Below are 17,304 nucleotides of genomic sequence, written 5' to 3'. Positions count from 1 at the left end.
TTTGTGGCGCTCACAGTACGCCTGAGCGGGGCTGTCTGGAAGTCCGTGTGGCGCCGGATCAAGCGCCTTACCTCAATTAAACAACCCCGCCGCGATGTTGATCGAGAACCCCAGAATCGAGGTGTTGAACACAAACCCGATCAGCGACTGCGCCAGCACCACCTTGCGCAAGCCCCGGGTGGCGACGCCGACGTCCGAGGTCTGCACGGCGACGCTCAAGGTGAAGGAGAAATACAGAAAGTCCCAGTAGTCCGGGTTGTCTTCGCCGTCGGCAAAGCGCAGCGCCGGCTTGTCGCCGCGCCAGGTGTAGAACACCCGTGCGTAATGCAGGCTGAAGACGACGCCGATCAGCAGCCATGAACCGATGATGGTGAAGCCGGTGAAGGCGTAATGCAGCGCCTTGTCGCTGTCCTTCATGTTCTGAATGCCGGCGAGCTCCAGGATGATGGCCGCCAGGCTGGCAATGGCGGCCACGCAGACGACGAACAGTACGACGCCGGCGTTCTCGTCCTCGATTTCCGCGACCCGGCGCACGTCATCCGCGCTGGATTTGAAGGTGCGGCGCATGATCATCGCCATGTACAGCCAGCCGGCGACGTTCCAGCCGATCAGGCATTTGCTGATCACCGAAATGTCGGGGGCGACGAACGCGCAGGCGATACCGGCGGCCACGCCCACAAGGCTGGCAATGGTCAGGCGAGGGTGGGTCTTGGCAAGGCGGGACATGGAGGACTTCACGGCAGTGAGATGCGCGAACAGTAGCATGCGGCCGCTACCGCAGATGATGAAGAAAAACGGCGCGCAAGGGGTTACGCGCCGGTCGCCATTTGGCAGTTTAGGTGAAGCTTGAGCCGCCCTGCCTGGCGAGCTGTTTAATAGCAGGGGCGAGCGGTTCGAGTCAGTCGATCAGCGCACCAGGCAAGGCTGCTTGTTGTTGAATGTCCAGTTCGGCACCAGGAACTGCATCGCCACGCTGTCATCCCGCGCGCCGAGGCCCATGCCTTTGTACAGCTCGTGGGCCTTGGCGACCTGATCCATGTCGATCTCGACACCCAGCCCCGGCTTCTTCGGCACCTGCACGCTCCCGCCGATGATCTGCAGCGGCGCCTTGGTCAGGCGCTGGCCGTCCTGCCAGATCCAGTGGGTGTCGATGGCCGTAATGTTGCCCGGCGCAGCGGCGGCCGCGTGGGTGAACATCGCCAGGGAAATATCGAAATGGTTGTTGGAATGGGAGCCCCAGGTCAGGCCCCATTCGTTGCACATCTGCGCCACGCGCACCGAACCCTGCATGGTCCAGAAATGCGGGTCGGCCAGGGGGATGTCCACCGATTGAAGCTGGATGGCATGACCCATTTCGCGCCAGTCGGTGGCGATCATGTTGGTCGCGGTGCGCAGGCCGGTGGCGCGACGGAATTCAGCCATGACTTCGCGGCCCGAGTAACCGTTCTCGGCGCCACAGGGGTCTTCGGCATAGGCCAGCACCTTGTGCTGATCGCGGCACAGACGCACCGCTTCTTTAAGCGACCAGGCGCCGTTCGGGTCCAGCGTGATGCGCGCCTTGGGGAAGCGTTCGGCCAGCGCCGTCACCGCTTCGATTTCCGCATCGCCGCTGAGCACGCCGCCCTTGAGTTTGAAATCCTCGAAACCGTATTGCGTGTAAGCCGCCTCGGCCAGACGCACGACTGCTTCCGGGGTCAGGGCTTCTTCATGGCGGACGCGAAACCACGCGTTGTCCGCATCGGCTTCGGTGCGATAGGGCAGGGTGGTTTTGCTCTGGTCACCGACGTAGAACAAGTAACCGAGCATCTTCACTTCGTCACGCTGCTGGCCCTCGCCCAGCAGCGCCGCAACCGGCACTTCCAGATGCTGACCGAGCAAATCCAGCACGGCGGCTTCGATGCCGGTGACCGCGTGGATGGTGATGCGCAGGTCGAACGTCTGCAGGCCGCGACCGCCGGCGTCGCGCTCGGCGAAGGTGCGGCGCACGTCGTTGAGAATCTTCTGGTAGTTGCCGATGCTGCTGCCGACCACCAGCGTGCGTGCGTCTTCGAGGGTCTGGCGGATTTTCTCGCCGCCGGGTATTTCACCCACACCGGTGTGGCCGGCGTTGTCCTTGAGGATGACGATGTTGCGGGTGAAGTACGGGCCGTGGGCGCCGCTGAGGTTGAGCAGCATGTCGTCGTGACCGGCCACCGGAATGACCTGCATGTCGGTGATGACGGGGGTGCTGCCGGAATGCTGTGAAGTCATGGCTAAATCCTTGGTAATCGCTGGCGCGGCGCGCGCGCTGTCTTTACGGGCCCCAGAGCTTAGGGCTCAGGGCGCGTGGCTCAAGTGTGGCTGGGCGTGATGTCGACTTTGGCGATTGGCACCGCACCGGGCTTGGGCGTGGTGCGCACGGTGAACACCAGAATCGCGGCGATGATCGAGGTCGCGGTCAAACCGTAGAGGCCGCCCTGAATCGAACCGGTCTGCTGTTCGAGGATGCCGAAGGTGGTCGGCGCGACGAAGCCGCCGAGGTTGCCCACCGAGTTGATAAGCGCGATGACGCCCGCGGCGATCCGCGCATCCAGATAGCCCTGGGGAATCGGCCAGAACAGTGAAGACGCCGACTTGAAGCCCATCGCCGCGAAGCAGATGGCAACGAAGGCGAACACCGGACCGCCGGTGGTCGACATGAACATCCCTGCCGCTGCGATCAGCAACGCGACGGCAACCCACGCCTGCTGGTGTTTCCACTTGGCTGACAGCGAGGCAAAACCGTACATGCAGACGATGGCGATGAACCACGGGATCGAGTTGAACAGGCCGACCTGGAAATCGGTGAGGTCGCCCATCTTCTTGATGATGCTCGGCAGCCAGAACGTCGCCGCGTAGATCGTCAGCTGAATGAAGAAGTACATCAGGCAGAACAGGATGATCTGCGGGTCCTTGAGCAGCTTGCCGATGGACAGCTTGACCGGGTTGGCCGCTTCGCGGGCTTTCTGCTCGGCGTCTATGGTGTTGACCAGCGCGTCTTTCTCGGCCTCGGTCAGCCATTTGGCGTCGTGGGGTTTGGAGTCGAGCCAGAACCAGACGAAGAAGCACAGGCCGACGGAGAACATGCCTTCGATGAAGTACATCCACTGCCAGCCGTGGAAGCCCAGGGCGTCGATCTGCAGCAGCAGGCCGGAGAGCGGGCCGGAAATCAGCGACGCAAACGCCGAGCCGCTGAGGAAGATGGCGATGGCCTTGCCGCGCTCGACGCCGGGCAACCAGCGGGTGAAGTAGTAGATCACGCCCGGGAAGAACCCGGCTTCGGCCACGCCGAGCAAGAAGCGCAGGATGTAGAAGTGGGTTTCGGTCTGAATGAACGCCATGCAGGCGGCAACGATGCCCCAAGTCAGCATGATGCGGGTCAGCCAGATACGCGCGCCGACTTTCTGCAGGAGGATGTTGGAGGGTACTTCGAACATCGCATACGCGATGAAGAACAGGCCGGCACCGAAGCCGTAGGCGGCCGCGCCGATGCCCAGGTCATGTTCCATGTGACTACGCACGAAGCCGATGTTGACCCGGTCGATGTAGTTGACGATGAACATGATGACGAAGAGCGGCAGGATGTGTCGTTTGACTTTCGAGACCGCCGATTGCAGGACGGAATCGGTGGCGTCATCCGCCCGTGATGAGGATGTGTTCACTCTGGCAACTCCCACTGATTATTTTTATGCGGGTGGTTAAGCATGTTGTGTGTGACAAGGTGTGTAGCCCTGTTGCCAGTCATCATACAAGTAATGATCACCTTGGCAACCGTATTTCCGGGGCTTGCGGGAAGTATTTCGTCGGGATAGGCTCACCTGTCTGACAAGTTGGATGAGTGGGCGTTCGTTGCTGTGTGGCCTTGTTTTCAAGGGTCCTGGCCGTTTCCCGAGGTGCTTCCCGCGTCTGGTTGGGTGCGTGCTTGTGGCATCGCCCGTCAGGAAAATACAAGTGAACGGCAGGCCTTGCCGGCCGCCGTTCTTTTCAGCACTTATAGGACGACTCCTTTTTGAACAGCACCGGAACCTTGCCGCCCAAGCGACGCCAGCACAGCCTGGCGACGGACCTGGTCACTGACCTGAGCCAGCGAATTTTGATGGGCACCATCGCGCCCGGTGCGAAGTTGCCCTCCGAAAGCGAAATCGTCCGCGAGCATGGCGTGAGCCGCACGGTGGTGCGCGAGGCGATTTCCAAACTGCAGGCGTCCGGGCTGGTCGAGACCCATCAGGGCAAGGGCACCTACGTGCTGGCGCGCTCGGAGCAGAGCGGGCTGCATCTGAAGGTGGAAACCGCGTTCAGCGTGCGGCACATCATCGAACTGCGCATGGGCCTGGAAACCCAGGCCGTCGCCCTGGCCGCGCAACGCCGGAGTCAGGCACAGCTGACGGCGATGCGCGCCGCGCTGGATGATTATCAGGACCTGCTGGCCAAGGAAGACAGCTGCATCGAAGCGGACCGGCGTTTTCATCTGCTGATCGCAGAAGCCACGGGCAACCCGTATTTTCTGGAGATCCTGCAGAACCTCGGCATCGCCGTCATCCCCCGCAGCCGGATCGCCACCAGCGAACGGGCCGGGGCAAGCCTCACGCACAGTGCGTATCTGGCCAACCTCGAACACGAAGCCATCCTCGCCGCCATCCGCCGCCAGGACCCCGACGCCGCCCGCGCCGCGATGTGGACTCATCTGAGCAACAGCCGAGAACGGCTGGCGCCGGTTGAGTGATGGGGGGATGGGTTTGCAGCAAATGGGAATGACTGCGGACGATAGTGGGACTGGCTTTAGCCGGGAATGCGTCGGACGTCACAACACAAAATGTGGGGTGCTCGGGCTGGCCTCTTCCCGGCTGAAGCCGGTCCCACTATTTGAACGCGGTCATCCTGTAGGACTGGCTTTAGCCGGGAATGCGTCAGGCGTCACACCGCAAATCTGAGGGTGCTCAAGCTGGCCTCTTCCCGGCTGAAGCCGGTCCTACTCTTTGAACGCGGTCATCCTGTAGGACTGGCTTTAGCCGGGAAGGCGTCGGGCGTCACACTGCAAATCTGAGGGTGCTCAAGCTGGACTCTTCCCGGCTGAAGCCGGTCCCACTATGGGTACGCCAGCACTTCCATCATCACCCCCGACTGCCACTCGAAATACGGATTGAACGTCAGCCGCGCGAAGGCCTTGCCCGGCTCACGATGCCCCCAATCCGAATACCACACCGTCTCGCCATTCAGGCATTTCTGCATGTCAGCGGATTCTTGCCCGTTCCAGCAGATGCGCTGGCTGGCATTCACCCCGTACAACGGGTTTGCGGGGGAGAACATCAGCCCCATGTGGGAGAACTGGGCGATGCGGTATTCCGGCAGGAAGTCGTTGCGCACCAATACCCTGGGGTTTTTCTGCGCCGAAGCCGGGTCGTTGCCATACCAGATCAGTCGGCTGAGCGGATGGGTGAAGCGCGCGTTGAAGGTGTCCAGCACGTAACCGGTGTCCAGCACCGAATCGTGCTCGGTGATGGCGACGAACACCGGCTTGTCGTAGGCCGCTTTGTCGAGGTGCTTCTGCGCCAGCAGCGCGCTGCGGTAGAACTGGGCGAAACCGTTGGTGGGCACGTTCAGGTAGCGGACCGGCGTTTGCATCGGGCGCACGCCATCATCCGGTTTTGCCAGCCAGGGGCGGAACCAGCCGATGTATTGGGTGACCCAGGCGTAGGTGTTTTCAGGTTTGAAGGCCGGAGAGAACAGCACCAGGCCGGCGATATTCGGGTGTTCGTAGGCGTAATCCAGCACCAGATTCGCCCCGGTCGAAAACCCGCCCAGGTACACCGTCGGCACCTCCCGCTCAAGAATCTGCGTCTGCTCGCGCACCACCTGCTGCCACTGCTTGAGCGTCACCTCCAGCATGTCCGCCGGCTTGCTGCCATGCCCCGGCAGCAACACCGTGCGCACCAGAAACCCCTGCGCGGCGAGCGCCTCGCCGACGTCATTGAACGACCAAGGGGAATCGCCCAAGCCATGAACCAGCAAAATTCCCCGTGTGGCTGGCCCGCTGGGTCGCCATTCCCGAGGTGCGTTCCACTCGATCTCGGCAGGGTGATCAGTCGTCTGAAAGGTCCGATTCTGCTGCATCCAGGCAATGGTCTGCTGGCGATACTCGGCAAAACTCGCCTGCCCCAGAGGCGCCTCGGTGGAGGCGCAGGCCTGAAGGGTCAGGGCGGACAGGAGGAGGGTGAGACGGTGCAGGGCCAAATTGATTTCTCGCGTGTTCAGATGCCCAGTTGATCGGGACGGATGCCGAATGCCTGGGCGATTCTTTCTCGGGTCTGCTTGCGAGGACGCGCCACTGATTCCTGCTGGGCGTAGGCGGGTTGGGAGATACCGAGTCGTCCGGCGACAAGCTCTTGGGTCAGATCCAGATACTCGCGCCACGCCCGAATCGGCGTTGAGCCGTCAACGATACGGCTGACGACTTCGTGGGGGATTAGATCATCCACACCGTGCTGGCTTACGTACTCTTCATAGGGGATGACCACGAAGGCGGGTTTGCCGTCCGGTCCGTTGATGATCTGGATGCTACTTCTAGGTGCGCTCATCGAGGTTATCCGATCAAACATGCCTTGGCGCTTGTATAAGACTTCCATAAGTCTGGCGTGGATATTACTTATAGTTGAAATCCCATGCTAGCCGCCAATCGCGCCGGGACCAAGATTCAGGCAGACTCCCTCCACCCACAAAAACAAGACCTGATGTGTATGAACCCTCAATCCCTTCGCTGCGCAGACATCCCTCATGTTCGCCCTTGACCACACCCTGGCCCAAGACATCGTCGACCGGGCGATGGCGATTTTGCCGTGCAACGTCAACGTCATGGATTACCTGGGCATCATCATTGGCAGCGGCGAGGCGGAGCGGTTGTACACCCGGCATGAAGGGGCGCAGCTGGTCCTCGCCAACAGCCGCATGGTGGAGATCGATTCACACACCGCCCGGCAGCTCGACGGCGTACGGCCGGGGGTGAATCTGCCGCTGATGCTGGATCAGAAACTGATCGGCGTGCTCGGCATCACCGGCGAGCCCGATGACGTGCGGGTCTACGCGGAGCTGGTGAAGATGACCGCCGAGATGCTCATGGAGCATCGACGCCAGCAGGCCGATCAGCAGTGGCGGCATCAGCGCAGTGAAGACTTGCTGTCGCGGATCTTGCTCGGCGACAGCGCTGCCCATCTGGTCGCCGAAGCCGAACAGTTGGGCTTGCAGCCGCAGTTGCCGCGCCAGGCCGTGTTGCTCGAACTGCCTGAAGGCGCGACCTATGTCGGTGCGATGAGTACGTGGCTGTTGGGGCGTTACGCCAACAGCTGGTGCCTGCCCTGCGAGCCGGGGCTGATTTATTGGTGCCGCGCGGTGGGCAAGGACCGCGACGACGCCTTGCTGCTGGAGCTTTTCGACGAACAAGGCTGGCTCGTCCAGCGAATGGCGACCGTCGAACCTTCGTCGGACCTGGCCTCCCTGCGCGCCGCCTGCACCGCCGCCCGCGACCTGCTCGATTACGCACGCCACCTGCGGCCCGCCGTCAAACTGCTGCGTCTGGCCAGCCATCGCGTCGCGCTGCTGTTCTGGCGCAACCGCCACGACTGGCTGGCGGAGGGCATCGCCGAGCCGATCAAACGCTTGCACGACAACACTCAATTGCTCGACACCCTGCGCGCCTGGTTCGATTACAGCGGCGAAAGCCAGGCCTGCGCCGACGCGCTGGGCATCCATCGCAACAGCCTGCGTTACCGGCTTGAGAAAATCACCGAATTGACCGGTTGCGATCCCTACCGGACCGAAGACCTCCTGCGCCTGTACCTCGGCGCGCAGATGGTGGTCAGGTAAGAGATTCGCGGAACCCGGCACAGACTGATTTACGGTGAAGCGCTGTCACTAAACCAGTCCCCTCAGCGGCATGCAGGCGCTTTGTTCGTATGAACAACTGAGTGAGCCGCCTGTTGTGCAAGCGTAAGGCGGTAAAGTCGCCCCACGGTGCGAAGATCGGCCATCAGACAAGGAGAACAACATGAAAATCGTCATCGCCCCGGACTCGTTCAAGGACAGCCTCAGCGCCCAAAGTGTCGCCCACGCCATCGCCGCCGGGCTCAGAGACGTCTGTCCGGACGCCCAACTGGTCGAGTGCCCGATGGCCGATGGCGGGGAGGGCACCATCGAAGCCGTATTGGCGGCCTGCGACGGTGAGTGGATGAGCAATCAGGTCAGCGGGCCCCTGGGTCAATCAGGTCAGGGCGCTCAACCGGTGCAGGCACAGTGGGGCTGGCTGGCGGAAACGCGCACGGCGATCATCGAAATGGCCATGGCCAGCGGCTTGCAACTGCTCAGCCTTGAACAGCGCGACGCGACGGTCACCAGCACGTTCGGCACTGGCGAGCTGATCAAGGCCGCGCTGGACGCTGGCGCCGAGCGGGTGATTCTGGCCATTGGCGGCAGCGCGACCAATGATGCCGGCACCGGCATGCTGTCGGCGCTGGGCGCGCGCTTTCTCGACGGCGACGACCGGCCCCTCGCGCCCGGTGGTCTGGCCTTGGCGCAACTGGCGCGAATCGACCTGACCGGGCTCGACCCGCGCTTGACCAGCGTGCAGTTCGAAGTCGCCGCCGACGTCAACAATCCCCTCTGCGGCGTGCAAGGCGCTTCGCACATCTTTGGCCCGCAGAAGGGCGCGTCCCCGGAGCAGGTGCTGGCGCTGGACGCAGCCCTCGGGCATTTCGCCGAGCACTCGGCGCAGGCGCTGGGCCGCGACGACAGCGAGTACCCCGGCAGCGGTGCGGCAGGCGGGATGGGTTTCGCGGCCAAGGCCTATCTGAATGCATCGTTCCGTCCCGGCGTGGAGGTGGTCGCCGACCTGACCGGACTGGCAGAGGCTCTGGATAACGCAGACCTGGTGATCACCGGCGAAGGCCGTTTCGATGCCCAGACCCTGCGCGGCAAAACCCCCTTCGGCGTCGCCCGGATGGCTCAGCGCAAAAACGTGCCGGTCATCGTGCTGGCCGGGACACTGGGGGAGGGCTACGCCGACCTGTATGCCCACGGCATCAGCGCCGCGTTCGCCGTGACCAGCGGGCCGATGACCCTGGAATTCGCCTGCGCCAATGCCGCGACGTTGCTCCACGACCGCGCGCGGGATCTGGCCCGGGTGTGGGCCCTCGCTGCGCGCTAACGCTTCGCCTGAGCGGTCGCGTGGATCAGGCGGTTTTCAGGTGCATCAGCGGAATCGGCTTGCGCATCAACGTGCCCACCAGCACCGCCGCGAACAGGGCGATCAGGCCCGAGACCCACAGCACCGAGCCGAAGCCCGAGACAAAGGCGTGCTGGGCCAGCGGCTGAATCACTCCCCGCACGCTGGCATCGACGGTTTGCAGCGCAGCGTTCATGTCACCGGCCACCACCCGTGAGGCGATGTGTTCGGCCTGATCGAGAAGGTGGGGCGCGACGGTCGCGAGTGTGTCTTTCAGCGAACCGAGCGTATGACTGGCGAGCAGCGCGCCGTAGACGCCGATCGCCAGCATGATCGCGCTGAAACGCATGGTCGTGCTCATCCCCGACGCCATGCCGGTGCGTTCGCGGGGCACGCAGGCCATGATATTTTTCTGCGTGTCGCCGTTGAGTAGCCCTGCGCCCGCCCCCGTCACCGCCATCGCCGCCGCGAACGCCGGGTAGCCGCCAATCCCGGTGGCCCAGGCGCACAGCAGGTTGCCGATGCCCACGAGGGTCAGGCCCAGCGCCATCATGGCGGCCGTCGAAAGGTGGCGTGAGAGCGTCGGCCCGAAGCGCGGCAACAGCAGCATGGTGATAGCGAATGGCAGCATCCCCAGCCCCGAATCGATGGCGCTGAAGCCCAGGCCGTTCTGCAGGTAAAACGGCAGCAACGTCATCATCACCTGAGCGCAGCCGGCGTAGGCGAACATGCCGAGCAGGGCGCCGATGAAACGCGGGTATTTGAACAGCTGCAAATCGACCATCGGCCGACGTTGCAGGCGCTCGGCGATGACGAACAGCACGAGGAGCACCGCCCCCGCTGCCAGGCGCATGGACGTGAGCGGGTGGTCCCAGCCGATTCGGTTGGCTTCGATCAGGCCCCAGATCAGGCTTAGCAGGCTGGCGCTGAAAAACAGACTGCCCCAGGGGTCGAGACGCGCTGACTGCTCGTTGCGCGACTCCTGGATATTGTGCATGACCATCACCAGCAGCCCCAGCCCCACCGGCAGGTTGAGGTAGAAAATCCAGCGCCAGCCGACCAGCTCGGCGATCAGCCCGCCCACCGTAGGCGCCGCGGTCATGGCCACGCCCATGCACGCGCCCCAGAACGCCCAGGCCTTGGCGCGCTCGGCTTCATCGTGGAAAACGTGGCCGATGGTCGCCAGCGCAGAGGTCAGCAGCAGCGCCGCGCCCACGCCCTTGATCGCCCGGGCAATGTCGAGGAACAGAAGGTCCGGCGCCGCGCCGCAGCCCAGCGACGCCAGAATGAACAGCACCAGCCCGGTGATCAGCATGCGCTTGCGCCCAAAACGATCGGCCAGGCTGCCCGCGGGCAGCAGCAGCGCGGCGAAGGCCAGCATGTAGGCGCTGACCACCCACTCGATGTCGGCAAACCCGGCGCCCAGATCACGCGCGATGCTCGGCAGGGTCACGGCGACAATATTGGTGTCGAGCACGATTAACGCGCACACGCCGGAGGCAGTGAGCAGGGTCATGCGGGGGCTGGGTCGAGACATGGATCGTCGCTCCGGTCGGTTGTTAGGTGCTGGCTAACGCTGATGGGTGAGAGGCGAGCGCAGTTGGCTAGCGTGGGAACAGAGTAAGCGGATATGCCCTATGCTCTGTTACCCGTCACTCGCGTTTTCATTACCTGTCAGGTAACGCTCCATGGAAATCCGTCACTTTCGCTACTTTCTGGCCGTTGCCCGTCATCGGCATTTCACCCGCGCCGCCGAGCAACTGGGCATCGCGCCGCCTACGCTGACGCGGCAGATTCAGGACCTGGAGAACGCACTGGGCACCCGACTGTTTCTGCGTGAACAGCGGGAGGTGAGGCTGACGGAAGCGGGGCGCGCGCTGCAGATCGAGGCCGAACTGGCGGTGCGTCAGTTTGAAACCGCGCAGTACAACGTCCAGCGCGCCGGCCGTGGCGAGGCCGGCAGGATCGAGTTGGGCTACGTCGCCTCAGCGGTGTTTTCGGGGGTGTTGCAGCAACACGTCAGTCAGTTTCGTCAGCGCTATGCGGAGGTCGAATTCAGCATCAACGAGCACCTCATGCCGACGCTGCCGCGGCTGATCGAGGAGGGGCGGCTGGACGTGGGTTTCATCCGCTCTCCCATGCAGCTGCCCGATTCCTTGAGCGCCTTGCAGTTGCTGACCGAGGGTTTTGCCCTGGCGCTGCCGGACAGTTCATGGCTGGGCAAGCTGAAGGTCATCAATGCGGTGAATCTGCAGAACGAGACGTTCGTCCTGCCTGAGCAGATTTCCGGCACCCTGGAAGTGGCGGCCCACGGCGGTTTTGCGCCGACGCTGGGTCCGCAGCCGGGAGGCCTGGTGTCGGTGATTGCGCTGGTGAGTCTTGATCAGGGTGTTGCGGTGGTGCCCGAGTCGGTGGTTGATCACATTCGTCTGCCAAATGTGGTGTATCGGCGGATTGAGGATTGCCAGCCGAGCTCGTCGTTGTCGCTGATCCACCGACGCTACGAGAAGGCCCCGGCGGTGATGAGGTTTGTTGAGTACGTCAAGGGCGCGCGGGCGCTGTAAAGAATCGATCAAGAGCGTCTGCCTAGGGGCAGACTGTTTCGCCTTCGGCGAGTTACTTGATAAAGCCCCAAGTAACCAAGGGCTTGTGCTCCCGGTTGGGCCCCTCCTGCGTCGGGGTACCTTCACTCCGGTCTCGCTCCGTGGGCCCGCGCCGAACGGACATCCATGTCCTGACGGCGCTCTCGCCGCATCCATGCGGCTTGGTCCACTGCGCGAGACCTGCGTTCAGCCTGCACCAAAGTCGCGATTTGTGTCCTCTGAACTATCTGCGCAAGAAGATCAAAAGCGCGTTTAAAGCAGATCAAAGGCTTCCCGGCTGAAGCCGGTCCTACAGTCGGAGCCAATCTCACTGAATGCACGCGCTGCCTTTAGTGGGACCGGCTTTAGCCGGGAAGAGGCCGGTTCGTTCTCCATCAATGTTGATCGTTCCCACGCTCTGCGTGGGAACGCCGCCCCGGACGCTCCGCGTCCCGCAGGCAACGCGCATTCGGCCTGGAGAAGTGACGCGGAGCGTCACGGAATGCATTCCCACGCGGAGCGTGGGAACGATCAAACGGCGGGTACTTGTAGGACCGGCTTTAGCCGGGAAGCTCTTGATCTGCGGTTGATCTTGATCTTCATATACAAGAAGTTCAGACGACACCTATCGCGACTTGGGTGCAGGCCGAACGCAGACGACGCGCAGTGGGTCGAGCCGCATGGATGCGGCGAGAGCGCCGTCAGGACATGGATGTCCGTTCGGCGCGGGCCCACGGAGCGTCGTCGAAGTGAGGGAACCCGACGAAGTCGGGCCAAACCGAGAGCAAGCACCCTTGGCTGCTCTTTAAAACCGAGAGGGGGGTGCTTTTCCAAGTAACTCGCCGAAGGCGAAACGATCTGCCCTTAGGCAGACGCCCTTGATCTTGATCTAATCAGGCCACGCCTAAGCTTTCGCAGCTTCAGGCACCCGCCCATACACATCGGTAAACCGCACGATGTCGTCTTCCCCCAAATACTCGCCGCTTTGCACTTCAATCATCACCAGATCAATCACCCCCGGGTTGACCAACCGATGGGTGTGCCCGGGTTTGATGAAGGTCGACTCATTGGTATCGAGCATGAACTCGTCTTCGCCATTGGTAACGCAGGCCATACCGCTGACGATGATCCAGTGCTCACTGCGGTGGTGATGCATCTGCAGCGACAACGAGGCCTGCGGTTTCACCACGATGCGCTTGATCTTGAAGCGCTTGCCTTCCTCCAGCACCGTGTAAGTGCCCCACGGCCGGGTGACGGTGTTGTGCAACAGGTATGCCGGATGCCCCTGACGCTTGAGCTCCTGGGCGATGATCTTGACCTCCTGACTGCGATCGGCGTCGGCGATCAACAAAGCGTCCGGGGTGTCGATGATGATCAGGTTGTCCAGACCCACCGCACCCACCAGGCGCTTTTTCGAGTCGATGTAGCAGTTGGTCACGTCGTGCAGCACCACCTGGCCGTTGCACTGGTTGCCGTTTTCATCCGCCGGGGCCAGCTCGCGAATGGCGCGCCACGAACCGATGTCGCTCCAGCCCATCTCGCACGGCACCACCGCCACCTTCTGCGAACGCTCCATCAACGCGTAATCGATGGAAATGTCCGGCGCCAGGGCGAAGGTCGTGCTGTCCAGTTCGATCTGCAACTCGTTGCGGCCTTCCTTGCTGTTGCACTGCGCCAGGCAATGGCGCACGGCGGCCAAGACCTCCGGGGCGTGAATGTCCAGTTCGGCGAGCAGCACATCGACGCGCATGCAGAACATCCCGGCGTTCCACAAATGCAGCCCGCCCTCGAGATAGTCCTGGGCGGTGACGGCATCGGGTTTCTCAACGAAGCGCGCGACCTGATAGGCCTCGCTGCTGAGGGCCTGGCCTTTCTCGATGTAGCCAAAACCGGTTTCGGCGCGGGAGGGGATCAGCCCGAACGTCACCAGCCAGCCCTCGTCGGCCAGTTTGCGTGCGCTCTGCACGGCTGTTTCGAAGGCGGCAACGTCGTTGATCAATTGGTCCGCCGGCAGAATCAGCAGTTGTGCGTCATCGCCATAGCGCTCCTGAACGTGCAGCGCCGCGGCGGCGATGGCGGGCGCGGTGTTGCGGCCGAACGGCTCGAGCAGAAACTCGAGCGCCAGTTGATGCTTGTTCAGCAGCCGGTAGTCATCGACGGTGCGGAAATACACTTCCCGATTGGTGACGGTGAGGACGCTTTCGACGCCATCCAGCTGGCTGGCGCGATTGAACGTCTTCTGCAGCAGGCTTTCGCCGTCCGGCAGGCGCATGAAAGGTTTGGGCATGGCCTCCCGTGAAACGGGCCACAGCCGGGTGCCGGCGCCGCCAGCAATAATGCAGGGAATCAGTTGCATGTGGTTTCTCGCCTCTTCGATCCATGAATCAATGACTGGGCTTAATTGCCGGTCATCACGTCAAAGGTCAATTTAATGACTTTTTAGTGAGTGTCGTTCAAATTAGCCAATTATTTGTCGATTAAGCGCTTTCCGCCGGTGCATTTCAAGGGTCTGTAACGCATAATTAACGCCTCTCGTCCCCTATTTACGGGGCGGAAGCCCGATCCGCCCAGCCGCTTCCCGCAGGTGAAAGAACGTGGTGGCAAGGCCAGCACGCGTAAGTCCCCGCCGCTCAAGGCTTTTCGCCATCATTTGGTGCACTGGACTCCGATCCCAGCCATGTCCGGATGAATTCGCATGCGTCTCTATCGAGGACTCCGGTTTAAAAGATTTTTCCCCACCGGGCTTTTTTTGCAGCGCGCGCGGTCAACACATCACGCATCAACTCGTACAGGTAAAAGGAAGGGATATGACAGCGCGCAGGGCATTACTGATTCTTCACGGCAAGCAGGCGCTCAACGAGGATGTCCGCGAGGCGGTGGGGCGCAAGCGCAAACATGGCTGGGAACTGGACGTGCGCGTGACCTGGGAAGCGGGCGATGCCCAGCGCCTGGTGCGTGAAGCGCTTGCCGCCGGTCATCGGCAGATCATCGCCGGTGGCGGCGATGGCACGTTGCGGGACGTGGCGGAGGCGCTGGCGCTGTCTGAAGTCGACGCCAGCCTGGTGATCATGCCGCTGGGCACCGCCAACGATTTCGCCCGTTCGGCGGGCGTGCCGCTGGAACCCGATCAGGCCCTCGACCTGCTGGACGTACCGGCGCGCGCAGTCGACATGGGTGCAGTGGGCGGGCAGATGTTCCTCAACATGGCTACCGGCGGGTTTGGCAGCCAAGTCACCGCCAATACCTCCGAAGACTTGAAAAAGATCCTCGGCGGTGCAGCGTATCTGTTCACTGGGCTTACGCGCTTCAGCGAGTTGAAAGCCGCGTACGGCGAATTCACCGGCCCGGACTTTCACTGGAAGGGCGAGATGCTGGCGCTGGGGATCGGCAACGGTCGTCAGGCGGGTGGCGGTCATCCGTTGTGCCCGGAAGCCCTCGCCGATGACGGGCTGCTGGACATCAGTATTCTGCCAGCGCCCCAGGAGGTGGTGAGCACCCTGAAGAGCCTGCTCGAAGGCGGTCTTGGCCTCGATAACATGTTCGTCCGCGCGCGGCTGCCGTGGGTCGAGCTCAAGTCGGCGCAGGGGCTGAATATCAACCTCGACGGCGAACCGCTGAGCGGCGAGGCAACCCGTTTCGAAGCGCGAGCCGGCGTGTTGCGCGTGCACCTGCCGTCGCATTCGCCGCTGCTGGGGCAGACGCGACAGCTCGCCTGAGCATCGACAACCGTCAGATGAGCCGCGACCGCGCGCTCATCCGGCGCCGTCAGTCATCCAGGCTGATGATTCGCTCCCTCACACAGAACAGCACAAGCCCGGGAACGTCGTAGATGTGCAGCCGTTTCATGATCTGCGCGCGGTGGGTTTCCACGGTCTTGACGCTCAGGCCGAGGCCGCCGGCGATCTCGCGGGTTGAGGTGCCCCGTACGACCAGCCGCAGGATCTCCAGCTGGCGGGCGGTGAGGTTATGGCTCTCGGCGGGTTCGGCAGGCGCGACCTGGCTGCTGACCAACGCCTGGCTGATGACCGTGTGAGCGATGGCCGGGCTCAGGTAGCGTTCGCCATCGCGCAGGGCGTTCAGCGCGTGCTCGATCTCGCTGGCGGTTGCATCCTTGAGGAGGTAGCCGTGGGCGCCGCACGCCAGCGCGCGCATGATCAAACGCGGTTCGGTGTGCATCGACAGGATCAGCACCTTGCTGTGCGGCAGCGTCTGACGCAGGCGTTGCAAGGCGTCCAGCCCGTCGCTGTCGCCCATGGAGATGTCGAGCAGAATGATGTCGGGTTCCAGCTGCAGACTCATTTCCAGGAGCTGATGGCCATTGCTGGCTTCGCCGATGACGGCGTAACCCGGGATGTCCGACACCAGCGCGCGGACACCGGCGCGGATCAGTGCGTGATCATCGACCAGCAGCACCTTGCAAACGCTCACGGCTGGCTGCCATCGGCGCGTCCGCGGACACGCGGCGCCCACGGAAACAACGCCTGAATGCAGGTGCCTTGCCCGGGCTCGCTGGCGACGCTCAATTCACCCCCCAGCAGGCTGGCGCGCTCCGCCATGCCCGCCATACCGCGTTGCCCTTGACCGGCGGGGCTCAGCGCAGGAGCGAGTCCCTGACCATCATCGCGAATGCTCAGCGACAACCCTTCCGGCCGGCGCTGCAGTTGCACGCGCAGGTTTTGCGCCTGGGCGTGGCGCAGCATATTGGTCACGGCTTCCTGAGTGATGCGGAATGCCGCCACCGCGATTTCTTCGGGAATACCGTCCAGGCGCTGCTGGCATTCCAGACTCCACTGCACGGAAGTGGCCGACAGCGTGCGCAGCAAATGCGCGCGCAGGCTGGCTTCCAGTCCCAGGCTGGTGAGCTGGCGGGGGTTGAGAATGGCGGACACGTCGCGAACCTTCGCCAGGGTTTCATCGAGGGTGTTGATGAGCATCGTGCACTGCGTGTGCAACTCCTGCGGGGCGCGGCGCTGAAGCCAGTCACTCTGCATTTTTGCTGCCGTGAGCATCTGGCCGATGTCGTCATGCAGCTCGCGGCTGAGGCGATGACGCTCGGTCTCCTGCACCTGCAGCATGTGATCGGCGAGTTCCTTGGGCTGAAACTGAATGGTCCGGTTCGGGCGGGTCATGCTGTAGCAAAGGCCTGCAAACGCCAGCCCGTTGATAATTGCCAGCTCCAGCGGCAGAGCGCCGCTCGCCAGATACGCGATCACATTGCAGCCCGTGGTCGCCAGGCACAGTAAGGCTGGCCAGCGAACCGTGCTGCCGGGGTTCATTCGCTGAACGCCAGGGAATTTGCTGCTGCCATGCATAGCGAATGAAGCCATCGATAATAAATGTCTACACCTGACGGGTCCGCCAGGCCATTTGAAAGGGCACTGCGAAAAACACAATGCTGAACTTCCTCTGTATGGGTACAACGTGTCCGAGTGACGATTCGAATGGACAGAAGAGTGCTGCTTCAAGCGTCCCTTCGAGCGCGCCGATAGTACA

At 62.7% G+C, this 17,304-nt stretch carries 14 protein-coding genes; 5 read left to right on the top strand and 9 right to left on the bottom strand.

Annotated elements, in window-relative coordinates; all coding sequences use genetic code 11:
- Nucleotides 1-72: 72 nt before the first annotated feature.
- From L4G42_RS08315 to L4G42_RS08305, 3 genes are all read right to left on the bottom strand, one after another.
- Nucleotides 73-726, bottom strand: coding sequence for a DUF1345 domain-containing protein (locus L4G42_RS08315; protein WP_237251320.1), 654 nt, complete (start codon nt 724-726; stop codon nt 73-75).
- Between the two features lie 180 nt (nt 727-906).
- Complete coding sequence (gene gudD / locus L4G42_RS08310; RefSeq protein WP_237251319.1) at nt 907-2,250, bottom strand: glucarate dehydratase; 1,344 nt, start codon at nt 2,248-2,250, stop codon at nt 907-909.
- A gap of 80 nt (nt 2,251-2,330) precedes the next feature.
- Nucleotides 2,331-3,680 (bottom strand): MFS transporter, encoded by a 1,350-nt coding sequence (locus L4G42_RS08305; protein ID WP_237251318.1) that lies wholly within the window; start codon nt 3,678-3,680, stop codon nt 2,331-2,333.
- A 347-nt stretch (nt 3,681-4,027) separates the two neighbouring features.
- Here L4G42_RS08305 and L4G42_RS08300 point away from each other — a divergent pair, with 347 nt between their 5' ends.
- Complete coding sequence (locus L4G42_RS08300; protein WP_237251317.1) at nt 4,028-4,741, top strand: FadR/GntR family transcriptional regulator; 714 nt, start codon at nt 4,028-4,030, stop codon at nt 4,739-4,741.
- A gap of 362 nt (nt 4,742-5,103) precedes the next feature.
- On the opposite strand, the gene L4G42_RS08295 is transcribed toward L4G42_RS08300, so the two are convergent.
- Together L4G42_RS08295 and L4G42_RS08290 are read right to left on the bottom strand one after the other, a co-directional pair.
- Entirely contained in the window at nt 5,104-6,249 is a 1,146-nt protein-coding gene (locus L4G42_RS08295; protein WP_237251316.1) for an alpha/beta fold hydrolase, read from the bottom strand.
- A gap of 17 nt (nt 6,250-6,266) precedes the next feature.
- The gene (locus L4G42_RS08290; RefSeq protein WP_237251315.1) at nt 6,267-6,593 is read right to left on the bottom strand and encodes a helix-turn-helix domain-containing protein; all 327 of its coding nucleotides are present in this window, start codon (nt 6,591-6,593) and stop codon (nt 6,267-6,269) included.
- Nucleotides 6,594-6,789: 196 nt separating this feature from the next.
- On the opposite strand from L4G42_RS08290, the gene L4G42_RS08285 reads away from it, so the two are divergent.
- A complete protein-coding gene (locus tag L4G42_RS08285) occupies nt 6,790-7,875 on the top strand; it encodes a sugar diacid recognition domain-containing protein (RefSeq protein WP_237251314.1) in 1,086 nt (361 codons plus the stop codon).
- Between the two features lie 181 nt (nt 7,876-8,056).
- The gene (locus tag L4G42_RS08280; protein WP_237259922.1) at nt 8,057-9,211 is read left to right on the top strand and encodes a glycerate kinase; all 1,155 of its coding nucleotides are present in this window, start codon (nt 8,057-8,059) and stop codon (nt 9,209-9,211) included.
- Between the two features lie 25 nt (nt 9,212-9,236).
- Here L4G42_RS08280 and L4G42_RS08275 read toward each other — a convergent pair whose 3' ends face one another.
- Complete coding sequence (locus L4G42_RS08275; protein WP_237251312.1) at nt 9,237-10,766, bottom strand: MFS transporter; 1,530 nt, start codon at nt 10,764-10,766, stop codon at nt 9,237-9,239.
- A 151-nt stretch (nt 10,767-10,917) separates the two neighbouring features.
- Here L4G42_RS08275 and L4G42_RS08270 point away from each other — a divergent pair, with 151 nt between their 5' ends.
- Nucleotides 10,918-11,793 carry a LysR family transcriptional regulator gene (locus L4G42_RS08270; RefSeq protein WP_237251311.1) on the top strand — a complete coding sequence of 292 codons (876 nt, stop codon included), beginning with the start codon at nt 10,918-10,920 and terminating at the stop codon, nt 11,791-11,793.
- A gap of 922 nt (nt 11,794-12,715) precedes the next feature.
- Here L4G42_RS08270 and L4G42_RS08265 read toward each other — a convergent pair.
- A complete protein-coding gene (locus tag L4G42_RS08265) occupies nt 12,716-14,167 on the bottom strand; it encodes a mannose-1-phosphate guanylyltransferase/mannose-6-phosphate isomerase (RefSeq protein WP_237251310.1) in 1,452 nt (483 codons plus the stop codon).
- A gap of 451 nt (nt 14,168-14,618) precedes the next feature.
- Here L4G42_RS08265 and yegS point away from each other — a divergent pair, with 451 nt between their 5' ends.
- Nucleotides 14,619-15,527, top strand: a complete 909-nt coding sequence (gene yegS, locus L4G42_RS08260; RefSeq protein ID WP_237259937.1) for a lipid kinase YegS — start codon at nt 14,619-14,621, stop codon at nt 15,525-15,527.
- Between the two features lie 49 nt (nt 15,528-15,576).
- Here yegS and L4G42_RS08255 read toward each other — a convergent pair whose 3' ends face one another.
- Entirely contained in the window at nt 15,577-16,239 is a 663-nt protein-coding gene (locus L4G42_RS08255; protein ID WP_237251308.1) for a response regulator, read from the bottom strand.
- The gene (locus L4G42_RS08250) at nt 16,236-17,123 is read right to left on the bottom strand and encodes a sensor histidine kinase (RefSeq protein WP_419789358.1); all 888 of its coding nucleotides are present in this window, start codon (nt 17,121-17,123) and stop codon (nt 16,236-16,238) included. Before L4G42_RS08250 ends, L4G42_RS08255 begins: the two co-directional genes overlap by 4 nt.
- Nucleotides 17,124-17,304: the final 181 nt, after the last annotated feature.

The sequence above is a fragment of the Pseudomonas petrae genome (genome assembly GCF_021728295.1).
Lineage (GTDB): Bacteria > Pseudomonadota > Gammaproteobacteria > Pseudomonadales > Pseudomonadaceae > Aquipseudomonas > Aquipseudomonas petrae.
The sequence above is the reverse complement of the archived record's forward strand: the minus strand, read 5'-3'. Positions and strand labels throughout refer to the sequence as shown.